At 60.7% G+C, this 15,945-nt stretch carries 14 protein-coding genes; 10 read left to right on the plus strand and 4 right to left on the minus strand.

The genetic code is table 11. The features are described 5' to 3' along the window. Positions 1–49 precede the first annotated feature (49 nt). From J7400_RS20725 to J7400_RS20750, 6 genes are all read left to right on the plus strand, one after another. The gene (locus J7400_RS20725) at positions 50–1,612 is read left to right on the plus strand and encodes a 5'-nucleotidase C-terminal domain-containing protein (protein ID WP_209066052.1); all 1,563 of its coding nucleotides are present in this window, start codon (positions 50–52) and stop codon (positions 1,610–1,612) included. 67 nt (positions 1,613–1,679) lie between these two features. Beyond that, positions 1,680–1,985 (plus strand): DUF1992 domain-containing protein, encoded by a 306-nt coding sequence (locus J7400_RS20730; protein ID WP_209066053.1) that lies wholly within the window; start codon positions 1,680–1,682, stop codon positions 1,983–1,985. Then, the gene (locus J7400_RS20735) at positions 1,985–2,644 is read left to right on the plus strand and encodes an SOS response-associated peptidase (RefSeq protein ID WP_209066054.1); all 660 of its coding nucleotides are present in this window, start codon (positions 1,985–1,987) and stop codon (positions 2,642–2,644) included. Before J7400_RS20730 ends, J7400_RS20735 begins: the two co-directional genes overlap by 1 nt. A 138-nt stretch (positions 2,645–2,782) precedes the next feature. Continuing rightward, positions 2,783–3,604: a bifunctional allantoicase/(S)-ureidoglycine aminohydrolase gene (locus J7400_RS20740; RefSeq protein ID WP_209066055.1), complete on the plus strand. Its 822-nt coding sequence runs from the start codon at positions 2,783–2,785 to the stop codon at positions 3,602–3,604. A gap of 144 nt (positions 3,605–3,748) precedes the next feature. Continuing rightward, a complete protein-coding gene (locus tag J7400_RS20745) occupies positions 3,749–4,747 on the plus strand; it encodes a type I glyceraldehyde-3-phosphate dehydrogenase (RefSeq protein WP_209066056.1) in 999 nt (332 codons plus the stop codon). 28 nt (positions 4,748–4,775) lie between these two features. Then, positions 4,776–7,052 (plus strand): NADP-dependent malic enzyme, encoded by a 2,277-nt coding sequence (locus J7400_RS20750; protein ID WP_209066058.1) that lies wholly within the window; start codon positions 4,776–4,778, stop codon positions 7,050–7,052. A 301-nt stretch (positions 7,053–7,353) separates the two neighbouring features. On the opposite strand, the gene J7400_RS20755 is transcribed toward J7400_RS20750, so the two are convergent. Then, the gene (locus J7400_RS20755) at positions 7,354–9,126 is read right to left on the minus strand and encodes an SLC13 family permease (protein WP_209066060.1); all 1,773 of its coding nucleotides are present in this window, start codon (positions 9,124–9,126) and stop codon (positions 7,354–7,356) included. A gap of 142 nt (positions 9,127–9,268) precedes the next feature. Between J7400_RS20755 and J7400_RS20760 the strand changes: the two genes are divergently transcribed. Then, positions 9,269–10,009, plus strand: a complete 741-nt coding sequence (locus tag J7400_RS20760) for a YebC/PmpR family DNA-binding transcriptional regulator (RefSeq protein ID WP_209066062.1) — start codon at positions 9,269–9,271, stop codon at positions 10,007–10,009. A 77-nt stretch (positions 10,010–10,086) separates the two neighbouring features. Here J7400_RS20760 and J7400_RS20765 read toward each other — a convergent pair whose 3' ends face one another. Beyond that, positions 10,087–10,659, minus strand: a complete 573-nt coding sequence (locus J7400_RS20765) for a superoxide dismutase family protein (RefSeq protein WP_209066063.1) — start codon at positions 10,657–10,659, stop codon at positions 10,087–10,089. 189 nt (positions 10,660–10,848) lie between these two features. Then, the gene (locus tag J7400_RS20770) at positions 10,849–11,766 is read right to left on the minus strand and encodes a LysR family transcriptional regulator ArgP (RefSeq protein ID WP_209066067.1); all 918 of its coding nucleotides are present in this window, start codon (positions 11,764–11,766) and stop codon (positions 10,849–10,851) included. Between the two features lie 88 nt (positions 11,767–11,854). On the opposite strand from J7400_RS20770, the gene J7400_RS20775 reads away from it, so the two are divergent. Further along, complete coding sequence (locus J7400_RS20775) at positions 11,855–12,496, plus strand: LysE/ArgO family amino acid transporter (RefSeq protein WP_247738958.1); 642 nt, start codon at positions 11,855–11,857, stop codon at positions 12,494–12,496. A gap of 201 nt (positions 12,497–12,697) precedes the next feature. Beyond that, a complete protein-coding gene (locus J7400_RS20780; protein WP_209066069.1) occupies positions 12,698–13,630 on the plus strand; it encodes a pirin family protein in 933 nt (310 codons plus the stop codon). Between the two features lie 32 nt (positions 13,631–13,662). On the opposite strand, the gene J7400_RS20785 is transcribed toward J7400_RS20780, so the two are convergent. Next, positions 13,663–14,790: a methyl-accepting chemotaxis protein gene (locus J7400_RS20785; protein WP_209066071.1), complete on the minus strand. Its 1,128-nt coding sequence runs from the start codon at positions 14,788–14,790 to the stop codon at positions 13,663–13,665. 228 nt (positions 14,791–15,018) lie between these two features. Here J7400_RS20785 and J7400_RS20790 point away from each other — a divergent pair, with 228 nt between their 5' ends. Beyond that, on the plus strand, positions 15,019–15,939 hold the full coding sequence (locus J7400_RS20790) for a DMT family transporter (protein WP_209066072.1): 921 nt from the start codon (positions 15,019–15,021) through the stop codon (positions 15,937–15,939). Positions 15,940–15,945 lie beyond the last annotated feature (6 nt).

Consider the following 15,945-nt stretch of genomic DNA (forward strand, 5'->3'; position numbering starts at 1 on the left):
TTAAGCGGCACGATATTGACTGAATGATAAAAACGAGAAGGGATTCTCCATGATTGCGCGTTTGATGACAGGGGCCGCAGCGCTCGCCGTAACCGCCGGTATGGCAGCAGCCGACTATACTTTGCACATTGTTCATATCAACGATCTGCACAGCCGTATCGAGCCGATCAACAAGTATGACTCGACCTGCAAGGCAGAGGACAATGCAGAGGGCAAATGCTTTGGCGGCTATGCGCGTGTGGCAACCAAGATTGGCGAGTTGCGCGAGGAATTGGCTGGTCAGAACCTCGTGGTTCTGGATGCTGGCGACCAGTACCAAGGCTCTCTGATGTACACGACCTACAAAGGTGATGTGGAAATCGAGATGATGGAGAAGATCGGTTTTGACGCCATGGCCGTGGGCAATCACGAATTTGATGATGGTCCGGAAGGCCTGCTCAAATTGGTCGAAGGTGTGTCCTTCCCGGTGATTTCCGGCAACCTTGATGTCTCCCAATCCGATGTTCTTGCCGGAAAAGTGACCAACCATGTGGTGTTGGAAGTTGGCGGTGAAAAAGTTGCCATCATCTCCGCGCTCGCCACGGACACGGCTGAAACCTCTAGCCCCGGCGAAGCAGTGATCTTCCAGGACGAGATTGAAGCCCTGCAGGCGGATGTGGATGCGCTGACCGCGGAAGGCGTGACCAAGATCATCGCGCTGAACCACGTCGGTGTGAACAAAGATATGGAGATCGCAGGCGCTGTGTCTGGCGTGGATGCGGTTGTGGGTGGCCACTCCCACACCAAATTCTCCAACACCGAAGAAGGCGCGATGGCCTATCCCACCATGGTTGGCAATGTGCCAGTGGTGCAGGCCTATGCGTATTCCAAGTATGTTGGCCACCTGACCCTGACATTTGATGATGCGGGCAATGTGACCGCTGCAACTGGCGACACCATTCTGCTCGACGCTTCTGTGGCGGAAGATCAGGAGATCGTGGCGCGCGTGGCAGAGCTGGCTGGTCCGATTGAGGAGATGAAATCGCGTGTTGTCGCTTCGACCGACGCGGCGATTGATGGCGACCGTGGATCCTGCCGGGCAGGCGAGTGCGCCATGGGCAACCTCGTTGCAGGCGCGATGCTGGATCGTGTGAAAGACCAAGGCGTTGAAATCGCGATCCAAAACGGTGGCGGTCTGCGGGCGTCCATCGACGCGGGTGAAGTGACCATGGGTGAGGTGCTCACGGTGCTGCCATTCCAAAACACTCTGTCCACCTTCCAAGTGACCGGCGAAACCATTGTGGCCGCTCTGGAAAACGGTGTGAGCCAAATCGAAGATGGTGCAGGCCGCTTCCCGCAGGTTGCGGGTATGACCTTCAGCTTTGATGCAGCCGCAGACGCAGGCAGCCGCATCAGCGACGTGATGGTTGGCGGTGCGCCGATTGATCTCGCCAAGGTGTATGGTGTTGTGTCTAACAACTATGTGCGCAACGGCGGCGATGGCTACAAAATGTTCCGCGATGCTGAAAACGCCTATGACTATGGCCCTGACCTTGCGGATGTGACCGCAGAGTATCTGGCGAAGAATGGCGCGGGTGCGGCGGCTCTGGATGGCCGAATTAGCAAAAAGTAAGCGCCTGATTGCTTGACGTTTCTAACCCCCGCCGGGAAACTGGCGGGGGTTTTGCTTTGAGGGCGTTATGGATCATCCGCTGATCGATCTGATCAATCAGAAAATTCGCGAGGCTGAGGAGGCTGGCGAATTCGACAATCTGGCAGGGGCGGGAAAGCCTTTGCCGAAGGAAGAAGATCCTGCAAACGCTCTGATCAACCGACTGGTGAAAGAAAGCGGGGGCGTGCCTGAGTTTGTGTCCTTGTCCCGTGAGCTGGCGAAGCTGCGGGAAGAGTTGCGAGAAACGGGCGACCGCACCAAGCGGCGCGACATCATGAAGGACATGTCCATGATGGAAGCGCGGATCGAGATGGCGCGGAAGGCCCATCGCTGATGTGTGGACGTGTGGCGGTTACCCTGCCAAATGACGCCATGGCGCAGATGTTTGCGGCCTCCCCGGCCAACAACCTGCCGCAGGTGCCAAATTACAATGTTTGCCCCACCACGCAAATTCACGTGGTTTTGGGAGGGGCTGATGCGGGGCGCAAGCTGATCTCCATGCGGTGGGGCTTTCTGCCCAGCTGGTACAAAGCCCCGAATGATGGCCCCTTGCTGATCAATGCGCGGGCCGAAACCATCGCAGAAAAGCCTGCCTTTCGAACGGCTTGTCGGGAGCGGCGCTGTTTGATCCCGGTGACGGGGTTTTATGAATGGACCAAGGATTCCGAGGGCACTCGCTGGCCTTGGTATATTCATGGTTCAGAGACCTTGGCGCTTGCAGGCATCTGGCAGGAATGGGGCGTTGAAGGGGAGCGCATCGCGACCTGTGCGGTTGTCACCACATCTGCCAATGAGACCATGTCCCAGATCCATCATCGCATGCCTGTGGTGATTGATGAGGAGGATTGGGGCCTGTGGCTTGGGGAGAAGGGGCACGGTGCCGCGACGTTGATGAAAGCAGCAGGTGAGGATCTCTTGTCCTTTCATCAGGTGGATCGCGCGGTGAACTCAAACCGGGCATCAGGGCCAGAGCTGATCGAACCATTTGAGTGATCTTCAACTTCGGACACAAAGCGTCGGGGTATTTTCAAGAAAAGCGCAACACTCCTTCAGCTCATAAAACCCGCCTTCTGCATTGGCCTGAGCGGAGAGTTTGGCAATGATGGGCCAAGACTTTTCTGGAGGGTTTTCATGACCAAAACACCGTATTTCGCACCGCAGGGCGGGTTGCCGCCTCAGACACAGTTGCTGACGGATCGGGCGATGTTTACCGAGAGTTTTGCCGTGATCCCCAAGGGCACGCTGACGGATATCGTCACCTCCAACCTGCCGTTCTGGCGCGACACACGTGTGTGGGTCATTGCGCGCCCGATGTCCGGGTTCAGCGAGACGTTCTCGCATTATATTGTGGACGTTGCACCAGGTGGCGGCAGCGACAAGCCAGAGCTTGAGGCGGGCGCACAGGGCGTTGTCTTCGTGGTGGAAGGCGAGGTGTCTCTGTCTATTGAAGGCAAAGATCATACTTTGTCTGTAGGCGGCTACGCCTATCTTCCGGCTGGATGCGACTGGCGCCTGACCAATCGCTCGGAGCAAAACGCCAAGTTTCATTGGATTCGCAAGCTTTATGAAGCGGTTGACGGGATTGATGCGCCGGAGGCTTTTGTCACCAGCGATGCGGACACACCCATCGGGCATATGCCGGATACCGATGGCGCTTGGGGCACCACGCGGTTTGTGGATCCCGACGACATGCGCCATGACATGCACGTCAATATCGTGACCTTTGGGCCGGGCGGCGTGATCCCCTTCTTGGAGACACATGTGATGGAACATGGGCTCTATGTGCTTGAAGGCAAAGCGGTTTATAAGCTCAATCAGGATTGGGTCGAGGTCGAGGCAGGCGACTACATGTGGCTGCGTGCCTTCTGCCCGCAGGCGTGTTACGCCGGTGGTCCGGGCAAGTTCCGTTATCTGCTCTACAAAGACGTCAACCGGCACATGAAGCTCCGTTGACCGCCGTGACGTGACGGCATCGCAGAAAACCACGCGTGGTAGCGGTAACGGGTTAAATTGGGTCGTTTTTCTGCAGAATTGGGGGTGGCAATTGACCGGCAAACCGGATCAATTGGCGTTCCAGAGGACTCGCAGGATCGCAAGATGATCGCAGATCGCACCCGTATTTTCATCAATGGGTTTGGCCGCATCGGCCGGACCGTTTTGCGTATCCTGTCAGAAGGTGGGTATCCCGATATCGAGATCATTGGCATCAATGACATCGAACCGCTGGAGACCTGCGTGTATCTCTTTGAATATGATAGCGTTTTTGGGACGTATCGCGGTAGCGTTGAAGCCGCTGATGGCGCGCTGATCGTGGATGGAAAGCGCGTTCCGTTTCATGCGCAGAGTGATCTTAGCAAGCTCGACCTCAGCGCCGTTGATGTGGTGCTGGAATGTACAGGCATGGCGGGCACGCGGGCGATCGCGGAGCGGGGATTGGCGGCGGGTGCGCGATCTGTGCTGATTTCAGGCCCGTCTGATGAGGCTGACGTCACTGTGGTGCTTGGCGCCAATGACGCCGACCTAAAGGAGCAGGTGATTGTCTCCAATGCCTCCTGCACGACAAATGCTCTGGCGCCGCTGATGCGCGCGCTGGATGCGGAATACGGGCTGATCTCTGGGCATATGACCACGGTGCATTGCTATACGGGCAGTCAGCCGACTGTGGACAAGCCGCGTGGCGATCTGGCGCGCAGCCGGGCGGCGGCTTTGTCGATGGTGCCGACCACCACTTCGGCGCAGAGGATGATTGATAAGGTGCTGCCGCATCTGAAAGGGCGGGTTGAGGCGCGGGCGATCCGTGTGCCCACGGCCAGCGTGTCAGCCATTGATCTGACGATCCAGACAGAGCGGGCAGTGACCGCTGAGGCGGTGAACACACTGTTGCGCCAAGAGGCGGAAAACAAAGGAATATTAGGGTGGACGCGCAAGCCGCTGGTCTCCACAGACCTGCGGGCGCGGCCGGAATCCCTGATTGTGAGCGAGCGAGAAACCAGCGTTTCGGTGGGCGGGCTTTTGCGCGTCTTCGGCTGGTATGACAACGAATGGGGCTTTTCCAACCGCATGTTGGATATGGCTCGATTGATGGGGCGGCGATAAGCCGTGCGAGGGGACTTGGGAGATAGAAATGACAAATACCAAAGATCATGACCGCGCCCGCGAGGCCGCGCTGAAATATCATGAGTTTCCAAAGCCCGGTAAGCTGGAAATTCGCGCGACCAAGCCGATGGCAACCGGTCGCGATCTGAGCCGTGCCTATAGCCCTGGTGTGGCTGAAGCCTGTATCGAGATTGAGAAAAACCCGGCAGATGCAACGCGTTACACCGCGAAAGGCAATCTGGTTGCGGTGATTTCCAACGGCACGGCGGTGCTTGGCCTTGGCAATATCGGGGCGCAGGCGAGTAAGCCGGTGATGGAAGGCAAGGCGGTTCTGTTTAAGAAATTCGCCGGGATCGACTGTTTTGACATTGAGGTGAATGAGCCTGATCCGGAGAAGCTGGCGGATTTGGTGTGCCGTCTGGAGCCGACCTTTGGGGCGGTGAACCTTGAGGACATCAAGGCGCCGGATTGCTTTCTGGTGGAGCGTCTCTGCAAGGAGCGCATGAACATTCCGGTGTTCCACGACGACCAGCACGGCACTGCGATTGTGGCAGCCGCGGCAGCCTATAACGCTTTGATTGTGGCCAAGAAAAAGGTCGAGGACATCAAGGTTGTGGCGCTGGGCGCGGGGGCGGCGGGGATTGCCTGTCTCAAGATGCTGATGACCATGGGTGTGCAGCACGAAAACATCCTGATGCTGGACAGCAAAGGCGTGGTGCATAAGCAGCGCAACGACCTGACGCCGGAGAAGGCGGAATTCGCGCAAGCCACTGAAAAGCGGACCACAATGGAGGCCATGGAAGGGGCGGACTTGTTCCTTGGCGTCTCGGGTCCGGGCCTTCTGACCAAAGAGATGGTCGAGCAGATGGCGGACAATCCGATCATCTTTGCGCTGGCCAACCCGACACCTGAGATCATGCCGGAGGAGGCGCGTGAGGCGGCTCCAGGGGCGTTGATCGCCACGGGGCGGTCGGACTACCCCAATCAGGTCAACAACGTGCTCTGCTTCCCCTTCATCTTCCGAGGGGCGCTTGATGCGGGTGCAACCGAGATCAACGACGAGATGAAGCTCGCCTGTGTGGAGGCGATCGCGGCTCTGGCGCGGGAAACCACCAGCGCGGAAGTGGGCGCGGCCTACAAAGGCGAGGAGCTGACATTTGGTCCTAACTACCTGATTCCAAAGCCGTTTGATCCACGTCTGCTGCCGACCATTGCGGTGGCTGTGGCACGTGCAGCGATTGAATCCGGGGTGGCGACCAAGGAGCTGGACCTCTACGCCTATGAGGACAAGCTGCAGGCGCAGGTGTTCCGGTCTTCGATGATCATGCGTCCGGTCTATGAATCTGCCAGCATGTCGCGTCGCCGGATCATCTTTGCCGAGGGGGAAGACGAGCGGGTGCTGCGCACGGCGCAGGCGATGCTGGAGGACACGGTGGACACGCCGGTGTTGATCGGACGTCCGGAAGTTGTTGGCCATCGTCTTGAAAAGGCTGGATTAAAAATCAAGCCGGGGGTTGATTTTGAACTGATCAACCCGGAGCAGGATGAGCGCTATCGCGACTATTGGACCACCTATCACCAGAAGCTGCGGCGCAATGGTGTTAGCCCGGACAGTGCGCGGGCGATCCTGCGGACCAACAACACGGCGATTGCCGCCATTGCGGTGGAGCGCGGGGATGCGGACAGCATGATCTGCGGCACCTTTGGTGAGTATCGCTGGCACCTGCGTTACGTCACAGATGTGTTGAAAAACAATGAGTTGCACCCGATTGGCTCGCTCTCTCTGATCATTCTGGACAAGGGGCCGCTGTTCCTTGCAGACACCCATATCCACATTGAGCCGACCTCTGAGCAGATCGCGGAGACGGTGATTGCGGCGGCGCGGCACGTGCGGCGCTTTGGGGTGGATCCGAAGATTGCGCTGTGTTCGGGGAGCCAGTTTGGCAACCTTGACAGCCACTCCGGCCGGGTGATGCGCGGGGCACTGGATGTGCTGGATCAAACCGAGCATGACTTTGAATATGAAGGAGAAATGCACACCGATGCAGCGCTGGATCCGGAGCTGCGGGAGCGTCTGTTCCCCGGTGGGCGGCTCAATGGCAAAGCCAATGTGCTGGTCTATTCCAACACCGATGCGGCGGGCGCGACCCGCAACATTCTGAAGTCGGTGGCGGATGGGCTTGAGGTTGGTCCGATCCTTATGGGGATGGGCAACCGCGCGCATATCGTGACGCCGTCTATCACTGTGCGTGGCCTTTTGAACATCGCCGCGCTGGCGGGCACAGCGGTGTCGACTTACGGCTAACAAGCCAAATATTTCACAGCACGCAACAGCCTCCGTTAACCATGGTTTTCGGGGGCTGTTTTGCGTCGGTATCCCGTCGGTATTGCGGAGGTGCGATTTTCGGGCCGCGCGAAAGGTGAAGGCAACGCGCGGTGCAGGGCGCAACGGAGGGGCGCGCCTGACCCTGGGTGGGCGCATGTATGACGAAAGATGCCTGCGGGCGCTTTCCACCAAAAACGCACGTGGCTTTATGGCTCGCCGCTGGCAAAGCGCCCTCCCGTGGGGAGGGGCGGGCGCGGCCCGGCTATGCCGGGCGATTGGTTTACAGCGGCCAGAACACCAGAATGGCGGGGATCGACACGGCGACCACCAGGATCTCCAGCGGCAGGCCCATGCGCCAGTAGTCGCCAAAGCTGTAGCCGCCGGGGCCGAGGATCAGCGTGTTGTTCTTGTGGCCGATGGGGGTGAGGAAGGCCGAGGAGGCCGCCACGGCCACCGCCATCAGGAAGGGATCGGCGGAGACACCCAACGCCTGTGCCATCTGGATGCCGACCGGGGCGGCGACGATGGTGGTGGCGGTGTTGTTGAGCACATCGGAAAGCGTCATGGTCACGAGCATCAAGACCGTCAGCACGGCCCAAGCGGGCAGACCGGCGGTGAGGCTGACAAGGCTGTTGGCGATCAGAGCGGTGCCGCCGGAGCTGTCCAGAGCCGCGCCTAGCGGGATCATGGAGCCGAGCAGGACCACCACCGGCCATTCGACGTGATCATAGAGTTCGGAGAGCGGCACGATCTTGGCGAGCACATAGGCCACGACCACCAGACCCAAAGCGATGGGCAGGTAGATCAACCCGAGTGAGGCGGCGGCGACCGCGCCCACAAAGAGGCCAATGGCGAGCCACATTTTGCTGTTGGCGGTCACCACAAGGCCGCGGTCTGCGAGCGGCAGGCAGCCGAGCCAGTCTGTGACATCCGGGCCGCGGTCCTTGTGAACGAGGATCAGGAGGATGTCGCCGGGCTGCACCACGGTTTTGCGGATCTGGCTGCGGATGCGGCGGCCTTCGCGTGAGATGCCCATGAGCACCGCGCCTTGGCGCCACGCAAGGCCAAGCGCCTGTGCGGTCTTGCCTGCGATGCGGGCGGTTTCTGGCACCACAACTTCGATGATGTCCAGACCTTCGCCTGCGGCATTGAGGTGCTCCTCGCGTTTTTCATCTGAGAAGTTAAGCGAGAGGGCTGCGCGAAATTCATCCAGCGCGTCGGGGCTGGCTTCGAGCACCAACGCGTCGCCTTCGCGCAGCACATTGTTGCGCGCGGTGCCATACATCCGTTTGCCGCTCCGCATCAGGCCGAGGAGTTGCACATCGGCATCTTCGGCGTTGGGCTCAAGTTCTGCCAGACGTTTGCCGATGAGCTTGCTGTCTGCGGGCACGGTGAGTTCGGCGATATATTGGCCAAGGTCTGAGACCTTCTTGCCTGCGTCCTCGCGATCCGGGATCAGGCGCCAGCCGATAAGCGCCACAAACAGCAGGCCTGCAATGGCGGTGAGGCCGCCGACAGGGGCGAAGTCAAACATCTTGAAAGGCGCGCCAAGCGCATCCTCGCGGATCGAGGCGATGATGATGTTAGGCGGTGTGCCGATGAGCGTGGCCATGCCGCCAAGAATGGTGGCAAAGGACAGGGGCATGAGCGATTTCGCGGGGCTGCGGCCTGCCTTGCGTGCGGTCTGGATGTCCACTGGCATCAGCAGGGCCAGCGCGGCGACATTGTTCATGAAGGCCGACAAGAGCGCGCCGATGGCACCGATGATGGCAATGTGGCTGCCCAGTTTGCGCGCGCTGTCCACCAGTGTGCGGGTGATCAGAAACACCGCGCCGGAACGCACAAGCCCTGCGGAGACAATCAGCACCAGCGCCACAATCAGCGTGGCCGGGTGGCCAAAGCCGGAAAAAGCTTCTTTGGTGGGGATCACGCCAAGCACGACGCCGAGCAGCAGGGCGGTAAATGCCACCAGATCATAGCGAAACCGCCCCCAGAGCAGCATGACAAACACGCCGCCAAAGAGGGCAAAGAGGATGATCTGGTCGGTGGTCATGAAAAGCGCCTGTGGTCAAAGTGATGCGATCATCTCAACCGTAGGGGGGCAGGAAACGCAAGCCGCTTGCGGATTTTGGCCGCTCTGACGTATAGAGACCCCTGATATAGAACATCTGCCATAACAGACCCGGAGGCGAACCATGGCCGGCCATAGTAAATGGGCAAACATTCAGCACCGCAAAGGGCGTCAGGACGCCGCGCGCTCCAAGCTGTTTTCCAAACTTTCCAAAGAGATCACCGTTGCCGCGAAGATGGGCGACCCGGACCCGGAGAAGAACCCGCGTCTGCGTCTGGCCGTGAAAGAGGCCAAGAGCCAATCCGTGCCCAAGGATGTGATCGAACGCGCGATCAAGAAATCCGTTGCCGGTGACGGGGATGACTATGAAGAAATCCGCTATGAGGGCTATGGCCCCAATGGCGTGGCGGTGATTGTTGAGGCGATGACCGACAACCGCAATCGGACCGCCTCCACCGTGCGCTCGACCTTCTCCAAGAATGGCGGCAATCTGGGCGAGACCGGCTCTGTGGGCTTCATGTTTGACCGCAAGGGCGAGGTGACTTACCCGGCGTCTGTGGGTGATGCGGATGCTGTCTTTGAAGCGGCCATCGAGGCGGGGGCCGAGGATGTGGAGAGCTCTGAGGATGGCCACATCATCTGGTGTGAAGACACCGATCTGAACGACGTCTCCAACGCGCTGGAAGCGGCGCTGGGCGAATCTGACAGCACCAAGCTTGTCTGGAAGCCTACCACCACCACCGAGATGGATCTGGAAGGCATGCAGAAGCTGATGAAGCTGATCGACGCGCTGGAAGATGACGACGACGTGCAGCGTGTGACAGCAAACTTTGAAGCCTCTGACGAGGTGATGGAACAGCTCTAAGCGGCTGCGTCCCCGAGATGTAAAAAAGGCCCGCGGCGGGGAGCTGCGGGCCTTTTGTTTTGCGCGCTGGGAGGAGGTTAGCGCGCGGTGATGACGCCGCAGGCGATGCGCCCGCCGGAGCCACCGATGGGTTGGGAAAAGTGATTGTCCGGATTTGCGTGGATCACCAAGGTGGAGCCGTCCTCATCGAGCACTTTGCCGTCGCCCTGATCAAGCATCAGAAGATTGGTATAGAGCTCGACCTCTGCGGTGCCGTCCGCGCCAACGATCAGGTTGGGCAGATTGCCTGCGTGCGGGCCGTCAGCGTTGAAGAAGCCGTGGGGCAGGTTGCCGGGCATGATGTGGCCATGGGCGCCTTTGAAAGTGTCAAGCGGGGCGCATTCTCCAACCGCGTGAAAATGCATGCCGTGTTTGCCCGGCGGCAGGCCTTCGACCGACAGCGAGATCAGAATGCCGCGCGGGCCTTGCATGAAGCTGGCGCTGCCGATGGGGGTGCCTGCGTTGTTGATCAGCGTGGTCTCTGCTGTTGCGGTGATCTGCGGGGCTTCGGCTGAGGCGGCCGACGCGCTGGCCGCGACGGGCGTGATCGCGGCGGTGGTGAGCGTGGCGGTCAGGAGGGCGGGAAACAGGAGGGATTTCAAAAACTGCATCTTGGTAGTCCTTCGCTTTGGTTGTCTGCGTGACACTGTCAGGGCGAGGTGGGCAGACCGCGCGGGCGCTCTCTGTCTGTGCGGCCTTCTGGCGACAAGAGAACGGCGCTGGAAAAGCTGTGCCTCACTACATCAACGCGGCGCACGGGGAATTTATGCAAATTTTATTGAAATTGGTTTTATGCGCGGTCAGCGCGGCGGGGATGTGGATGGCGATGTGAGCGGGGATGTGGGCGGCAGGGTTTGCTTGGCCACGCGCTGAACCGCCTTGCTGAGCGCCCCAAGTGCGGGGGCGAGCAGGCGGCTGGATTGCCAGAACAGCGGGGTGTCATAGGTGGTGTCAGGGATCAGCGGCACCAGCGCGCCGCTTTGCAGATGCGGGCGGATCAGGGGCTCCGGGTTCATGCCCCAGCCAAGCCCCAACAGGCTGGCCTCCACAAAGCCGGTGGAGGAGGGCAGGCGGTGGCTGGGCGGTGTGGGGGTGACGCCGAGGTTCCGGGCCATCCATATCTGTTGCAACCGGTCCTTGGCGTCAAAGATCAGGACAGGCGCGGTGGCAATCGCCTCTGCCGTGACGCCGGTGGGAAAATGGCGCGCCATATAGGTCGGGCTGGCGGAGGCGACGTAGCGCATGGCCCCAAGCGGTGTGCTGTCACAGCCCGCAATGGGCGCCTCATGGGCGGTCACGGCCGCCACGACCTCGCCGCGGCGCAGCCAGTCTGCGGAGAAATCCTGATCATCCACCACCAGATCAAACAGCAGATCAGGCACCTCGGCGGCGGCTTTGAGAAACCATGTGGCCAGGCTGTCGGCGGTTACGGCAATGCGCAGGCGGGCGACGCGGGGTGACAGCGTTTCCAGATCTCGCGCGAGCGCGCCTTCCAGCAGGCCCACCTGATCCAGATGCGCGGCCAGACGGCGGCCGGTCTCGGTGCCCTCACACGGGGTGCCGCGCAGCACCAATGGCATGCCCACGCGCTCCTCCAGGGTTTTCAGCCGTTGGGAAATGGCGGATTGGGTCACGCCCAACTCCTGAGCGGCAGCCTCAAAGCTGCCGGTGCGCAGGATCGCGGCAAGAGCGGCGAGATGGGCGTAGTCGAGTTGCATTAGTTGCCCTAATGATGTGGCAGATGTTTTAATTTGAGTAATTTTAGAGGGCGCTTTAGTCAATCCGCAAGCTCAGGAAGGACAGCAGATGGTTGAGACAGGCGTTGGGACGGGGATTGAGGCGGGCATTATGGGCCCCGCAGCGGCAGGGTTTGTGCTTGGATTTTCGCTGATCATGGCGATTGGGGCGCAGAATGCCTTTGTGCTGCGCCAAGGCCTGCGGGGTGAATATGTGCTGCCCTTGGTGCTGACCTGCGCGATCTCTGACACCATCCTGATCACCCTGGGTGTGGCCGGATTTGGCGTGCTGATTGCGGCCAATCCCAGCGCGCTGGATTTTGTGCGTTATGCAGGAGCGGCGTTCCTGTTTGTTTACGGCGCGATGAATTTCCGCGCGGCCATGAAGGGCGGCGATGCGCTGGAAGAGAAGGGCCGCACAGTGGGCAGTCTTGGGGCGGCTGTCACCACCTGTTTGCTGCTGACCTGGGCCAACCCGCATGTCTATCTGGACACGGTGGTGCTGCTTGGGGGGATTTCGGCGCAATACACACCCACCTGGGCCTTTGGACTGGGAGCTGCGGTGGCGAGCTTTGCGTTTTTCTTCTCACTGGGGTTTGGGGCGCGGCTGTTGCGTCCGCTGTTCACCAATCCACGCGCCTGGCAGGTGCTGGATGTGCTGGTGGGGATGACCATGTGGGCGATTGCCGCCAAGCTGATCTGGGGCATGTAGGGGCAGCCGGTGTTTGAGGGCGCTGCCCTCGCCCCAACAGGTTGGGGCTTCACCCGGGATATTTGGGGAATGAGAAGGCGGGCTGGCGTGGGAGGCGCCAGCGCTGCGCCGAGGCTGCACAGAGACTGTGCGCGGGTCGCGGTTTGTCGCAAGGCGGTTTGCGGCTAGGTTTGTGGCAGCTGTTGTCTGAGGAGACCCGCCATGAGTTGGAACCCCGCCCTTGAGCCTTCTTGCCCTGATGCTGCGACGCTGGACAGCATTGAAACCGTCATCATTCCCCGTGCGCGTGATCTGGGCGGGTTTTCGGTGCGCCGCGCCTTGCCAGCACCCAAGCGCCAGATGGTGGGGCCGTTTATTTTCTTTGATGAAATGGGACCGGCGGAGTTTCTGACCGGGCAGGGCATAGATGTGCGCCCGCATCCCCATATCGGTTTGGGCACGGTGACCTACCTCTATCGCGGGGAGTTTGAGCACCGCGACAGTCTTGGCACCCATCAGATGATTTACCCCGGAGAGGTGAACTGGATGGTGGCGGGAAATGGCGTGACCCATTCAGAGCGCACCAGTGAGATGACGCGGCAATCGCCGAGTTCCCTGTTTGGCATTCAGACCTGGATTGCCCTGCCGGAGGAGCGCGAGGATGATCCGGCGATGTTTGAGCATCACGGCAAAGAGGCGCTGCCGGTGCTGGAAGGCGAGGGCAAAGAGGTGCGGCTGATCCTTGGGGATGCCTGGGGGGCGCGTGCGCCGGTGACGATGCTGTCTGAGACCTTTTATGCCGATGTGGTGCTACAGCCCGGTGCCAAGCTGCCGATGCCGGACAATCATGAGGATCGTGGGCTTTACGTGCTGCAGGGCGCGGTGGAGATCGCGGGAGATGTGTTTGAGCCCGGGCAGATGATGGTGTTTCGCCCCGGGGATGCGATCACGGCGGTGGCCGGGCCGCAGGGCGCGCGGCTGATGGCGCTGGGCGGGGCGACGATGAACGGGCCGCGCTATATTTCCTGGAACTTTGTCAGCTCCAGCAAAGAGAAGATTGAGGCCGCCAAGGCAGATTGGTCTGCTGGGGACTGGGCGCATGGGCGCTTTCAGCTGCCGCCGGGGGACACGGAGGAGTTTATCCCACTGCCTTAAGGGGCAGCGCCCTTTGGAGGGAAGGCCGGGGCTTACATGGCCTGAGGAAGCGGCTGGCCTTGAGGTGCAGGTGCCATGTCCAGAAGGCTCAGAGCCTCACCGCAGAGTTCGATGTTTTTCTGTGAGCCCTGCACCGCGGCTTGCGTGTTGTCTTTGATGCTGCGGATTTCGGAGACAATCTCGGAATAGAGCGGAAGCTGGCGGCGGGTCTCTTCGCTGCTGGCGGTGATATTGGCGACCAGCCCGTCGATGTTTTCCTGAATCGAGCGGGTCAGGGTGCGGCAGGCCTCGCCGCGCTCAAGGCTCTTTTCGGCGGCGATGGCGACTTTGCCAACGGTTTCAGACAGATCGGCCTGCGCCTGTTGCAGCCCTTCCATGCGCTCCAGAATGCGGGAGATATCCGCATCCGCCATATCGGCAAGCTCGCGCACTTCGCCGGCGATGATGGCAAAGCCGCGGCCCTGCTCGCCGGCGCGGGCGGCCTCGATGCCGGAGTTGAGCGCCAGAAGGCGGATGCGGTCGGCCAGCCCGCGAATGGCTTCGGAAGCGCTGCCGACCTCCGCAAGGGTGGTTTCGATCTTTGCCACCGGGGTGGCGATGTGGGTGATCTGTTGGGTCGTGTCTGTGGTCAGATCCAGAAAGCCGTCCACCTCCAATGTCACATCGCGCACGGAATTGCCGACCTGCGCGGCTTTCTGGGCTGCGCGGTTGGCGCCTTCGCTGAGGGTGTCAAACACCACGCCGAGGCTTTCGGCCTGAGCGATGAGGTTGGAGATGAACTCCACCCGTTCGCGGGAGGTGCGGTTCACGTTGGAGGCGTTGTTGCGGATGGTCTCGACCCGGGCGGTGGCGTCCTGCAGGCCGTCCGGATAGACGGTGCGCTCTTCCACCACGGTGCGGATCTCAATCTCCGGCGCGCGCTCTGCCTCGGTTTCCTCGCTGGGGCGCGCTTTGGGCTGCGCAAAATAGGTCGACAGGCTGCTGACGCAGAAGGGGATTACGGCGGTCAGGCAGGCGGCCAGAGGATCAAAGGTGGCTTCGCCAAAAAGCGCGGGCCACTGGTTGATGAAGGTCAGGAGCGGGCCAACGATGCTGGCCGCGATCAGGCCGCGTTTGAGCGACAGGCGCACGGCAGGAGGAAGAGACTGTTTAGAACGCATAAAAAGACCACCTTGTTCCAGCAGCTATGGTTTAGGCCGCGCGTCCCAATATTTTGTAAACGGGCTGCATCAAATGCCGGGGTCAACGGGCTGACCACGGGCAGGGCCGGGCCAAGAGTGGGGGCGGGGCTGCCTTGGCGCAAGAGGCTCGCGGGCAGATGACGGAGTTTTGAAGGTTAACCTGTTTGCTATCTCGACTCTTGGGGCAGCGCGTGCCTAAGTGAGGCCATGACAGATGCAGCTCAGACAGGTGCGGAGGCGGGGTCTCCGCTGAAAGGCGTGTTTTGGATGCTGGCCACGGGGCTTTGCTTTGTGGCGGTGACGGCTTTGGTGAAGCTGGTGGGCACAAGGCTGCCCGCCTCTGAGACGGCCTTTCTGCGCTATGCGTTGGGCGTGGTGTTTCTGATCCCGATGATCCGGCCCATTCTGGCGGCCAAGCTGAGCCGCCGACAGGTGGGGCTGTTCACATTGCGAGGCGTTTTGCACACGGGGGCCGTGGTGGCGTGGTTCTTTGCCATGGCGCGGATACCCATCGCCGAGGTGACGGCGATGAACTATCTCTCACCGGTCTATGTGACGCTGGGCGCGGCGTTGTTCCTCGGAGAAAAGCTGGCGTTTCGCCGGATTGCGGCGGTGATTGTGGCGCTTATTGGCGTGGCGATCATCCTGCGGCCTGGATTTCGCGAGCTGAGCCCCGGGCATTTTGCCATGCTGTTCACGGCGCTGGGCTTTGCCGGGGGCTATCTGATTGCCAAGAAGCTGAGTGAGGAAGTGAGCCCGACCGTGGTGGTCGGCATGTTGTCTGTCACGGTCACCATCGGGCTTGCGCCGCTGGCGCTGTCGGTCTGGGTGACCCCCACGTTTGAAGAGCTGGTGATCCTGTTTGCGGTGGCCTGTTTTGCCACGGCGGGCCATTACACCATGACGCTGGCGTTTAAGGCCGCGCCGGTCACCGTGACCCAGCCGGTGAGCTTTTTGCAGATGGTCTGGGCGGTGCTGCTGGGCTGGCTGGCCTTTGGCGAGCAGCCCGATGCCTGGGTGCTGGTGGGGGCGCTGGTGATCATCGGGGCGATCAGCTTCATCACCTGGCGGGAGGCGGTGTTCAAGCGGCGTCAGATCACGCCATTGGTGGGGCAGACCAAGATGTGAGCGCTC

It is taken from the genome of Shimia sp. R9_2 (assembly GCF_017743735.1).
Lineage (GTDB): Bacteria > Pseudomonadota > Alphaproteobacteria > Rhodobacterales > Rhodobacteraceae > Shimia.